Source organism: Streptomyces sp. NPDC058052 (genome assembly GCF_042885515.1).
Classification (GTDB): domain Bacteria; phylum Actinomycetota; class Actinomycetes; order Streptomycetales; family Streptomycetaceae; genus Streptomyces.
Genome location: NZ_JBHVRX010000072.1, coordinates 1 through 3,720, shown reverse-complemented (window position 1 = coordinate 3,720; position 3,720 = coordinate 1). Strand labels below are relative to the sequence as shown.

Annotated in this window: 2 rRNA genes; both read right to left on the bottom strand. The window is 47.9% G+C overall.

Going from position 1 to position 3,720, the window contains the following annotated elements:
• Nucleotides 1-1,423, bottom strand: a 23S ribosomal RNA gene (locus ACFVU3_RS39915); the annotation flags it as partial.
• Nucleotides 1,424-1,793: 370 nt separating this feature from the next.
• A 16S ribosomal RNA gene (locus tag ACFVU3_RS39910) occupies nucleotides 1,794-3,343 on the bottom strand.
• Nucleotides 3,344-3,720: the final 377 nt, after the last annotated feature.

The window sequence follows — 3,720 nt, the reverse complement described above, 5'->3', positions numbered from 1 at the left end:
GTTATCCATCGCCTACGCCTGTCGGCCTCAGCTTAGGACCCGACTAACCCAGAGCGGACGAGCCTTCCTCTGGAAACCTTAGTCAATCGGTGGACGGGATTCTCACCCGTCTTTCGCTACTCACACCGGCATTCTCACTTCTAAGCGCTCCACATGTCCTTGCGATCATGCTTCAACGCCCTTAGAACGCTCTCCTACCATTGTCCGAAGGACAATCCACAGCTTCGGTAATATGTTTAGCCCCGGTACATTTTCGGCGCAGTGTCACTCGACTAGTGAGCTATTACGCACTCTTTAAATGATGGCTGCTTCTAAGCCAACATCCTAGTTGTCTGGGCAACGCCACATCCTTTTCCACTTAACATATATTTTGGGACCTTAGCTGGTGGTCTGGGCTGTTTCCCTTTCGAACACGGACCTTATCACCCATGTTCTGACTCCCAAGTTAAATTGATTGGCATTCGGAGTTTGTCTGAATTCGGTAACCCGAGAGGGGCCCCTCGTCCAAACAGTGCTCTACCTCCAATAATCATCACTTGAGGCTAGCCCTAAAGCTATTTCGGAGAGAACCAGCTATCTCCAAGTTCGATTGGAATTTCTCCGCTACCCTCAGTTCATCCGCTCACTTTTCAACGTAAGTCGGTTCGGTCCTCCATTCAGTGTTACCTGAACTTCAACCTGACCAAGGGTAGATCACCTGGTTTCGGGTCTACGACCAAATACTCAACGCCCTATTCAGACTCGCTTTCGCTACGGCTCCACATTCGCTGCTTAACCTTGCATCAGATCGTAACTCGCCGGTTCATTCTACAAAAGGCACGCCATCACCCATAAACGGGCTCTGACTACTTGTAAGCACACGGTTTCAAGTTCTCTTTCACTCCCCTTCCGGGGTACTTTTCACCTTTCCCTCACGGTACTGGTTCACTATCGGTCACTAGAGAGTATTTAGCCTTAGGAGATGGTCCTCCTAGATTCCGACGGAATTTCACGTGCTCCGTCGTACTCAGGATCCACTCAAGAGAGAATATGTTTTCGACTACAGGATTATTACCTTCTTTGATTCATCTTTCCAGATGATTCGTCTAACATGTTCTTTTGTAACTCCGTATAGAGTGTCCTACAACCCCAACAAGCAAGCTTGTTGGTTTGGGCTCTTCCCGTTTCGCTCGCCGCTACTCAGGGAATCGATTTTTCTTTCTCTTCCTCCGGGTACTAAGATGTTTCAGTTCTCCGGGTCTGCCTTCTGACATGCTATGAATTCACATGTCGATAACATGACATAACTCATGTTGGGTTCCCCCATTCGGAAATCTCTGGATCAACGCTTACTTACAGCTACCCAAAGCATATCGTCGTTAGTAACGTCCTTCTTCGGCTTCTAGTGCCAAGGCATCCACCGTGCGCCCTTAATAACTTAATCTATGTTTCCACCATACTTTTAGTCAATCGCTTTCATATCGCTTCGTTTCATTAATTTAAATGCTCATTTACATAAGTAAACTGCGCTTAAAATTAAATCAACTCATTATCTGAAAAACGATTTCTTTAAAAGTCAAAGTCGAAAACCTGTTATTAATCTTGTGAGTGTTCTTTCGAACACTAGCGATTATTTTTATGAATTCAAGCTTATTTAAAACTCTATTCACTCGGTTTTGCTTGGTAAAATCTATTTACTTACTTATCTAGTTTTCAATGTACAAATTTGAATGTTAATAAACATTCAAAACTGAATACAATATGTCACGTTATCCCTTTCATCTTCGAAGAAGATGTTCCGAATATATCCTTAGAAAGGAGGTGATCCAGCCGCACCTTCCGATACGGCTACCTTGTTACGACTTCACCCCAATCATCTGTCCCACCTTCGGCGGCTGGCTCCTAAAAGGTTACCTCACCGACTTCGGGTGTTACAAACTCTCGTGGTGTGACGGGCGGTGTGTACAAGGCCCGGGAACGTATTCACCGCGGCATGCTGATCCGCGATTACTAGCGATTCCAGCTTCATGCAGTCGAGTTGCAGACTGCGATCCGAACTGAGAACAGATTTGTGGGATTGGCTTAACCTCGCGGTTTCGCTGCCCTTTGTTCTGTCCATTGTAGCACGTGTGTAGCCCAGGTCATAAGGGGCATGATGATTTGACGTCATCCCCACCTTCCTCCGGTTTGTCACCGGCAGTCACCTTAGAGTGCCCAACTGAATGCTGGCAACTAAGATCAAGGGTTGCGCTCGTTGCGGGACTTAACCCAACATCTCACGACACGAGCTGACGACAACCATGCACCACCTGTCACTCTGCCCCCGAAGGGGACGTCCTATCTCTAGGATTGTCAGAGGATGTCAAGACCTGGTAAGGTTCTTCGCGTTGCTTCGAATTAAACCACATGCTCCACCGCTTGTGCGGGCCCCCGTCAATTCCTTTGAGTTTCAGTCTTGCGACCGTACTCCCCAGGCGGAGTGCTTAATGCGTTAGCTGCAGCACTAAGGGGCGGAAACCCCCTAACACTTAGCACTCATCGTTTACGGCGTGGACTACCAGGGTATCTAATCCTGTTTGCTCCCCACGCTTTCGCGCCTCAGCGTCAGTTACAGACCAGAAAGTCGCCTTCGCCACTGGTGTTCCTCCACATCTCTACGCATTTCACCGCTACACGTGGAATTCCACTCTCCTCTTCTGCACTCAAGTTCCCCAGTTTCCAATGACCCTCCCCGGTTGAGCCGGGGGCTTTCACATCAGACTTAAGAAACCGCCTGCGAGCCCTTTACGCCCAATAATTCCGGACAACGCTTGCCACCTACGTATTACCGCGGCTGCTGGCACGTAGTTAGCCGTGGCTTTCTGGTTAGGTACCGTCAAGGTGCCGCCCTATTCGAACGGCACTTGTTCTTCCCTAACAACAGAGCTTTACGATCCGAAAACCTTCATCACTCACGCGGCGTTGCTCCGTCAGACTTTCGTCCATTGCGGAAGATTCCCTACTGCTGCCTCCCGTAGGAGTCTGGGCCGTGTCTCAGTCCCAGTGTGGCCGATCACCCTCTCAGGTCGGCTACGCATCGTTGCCTTGGTGAGCCGTTACCTCACCAACTAGCTAATGCGCCGCGGGTCCATCTGTAAGTGGTAGCCGAAGCCACCTTTTATGTCTGAACCATGCGGTTCAAACAACCATCCGGTATTAGCCCCGGTTTCCCGGAGTTATCCCAGTCTTACAGGCAGGTTACCCACGTGTTACTCACCCGTCCGCCGCTAACATCAGGGAGCAAGCTCCCATCTGTCCGCTCGACTTGCATGTATTAGGCACGCCGCCAGCGTTCGTCCTGAGCCAGGATCAAACTCTCCGATAAAGTAGTTTGACTGACTACGCACATCGCTGTGCGATTTATTTAAAACTTTGAATTAACAGGTACGTTTTGTCTTGTTTAGTTTTCAAAGATCATTACCGCTTGTTGAAGCAACTTTATTATCTTACCACTCAGCTTCTTTTATGTCAACAACTTTTTTTAAGTTGTTTCCGAAGCTTTTTGTTGTTGTCTGCTGTTCATCAGCGACGTTTAATAATATACCATGCATTCTTTAAATTTAGCAAGTGTTTTTTTCATTTTTTTTAAAACGTATTTCGTTATATTCATCTCCGCCGCGGCATACGATGTAATCAAGCATGGACAAGATAAGGAGGCGTCATCAGTGAATCACTTCTACGTGTGGCACATCAGAAGGATAA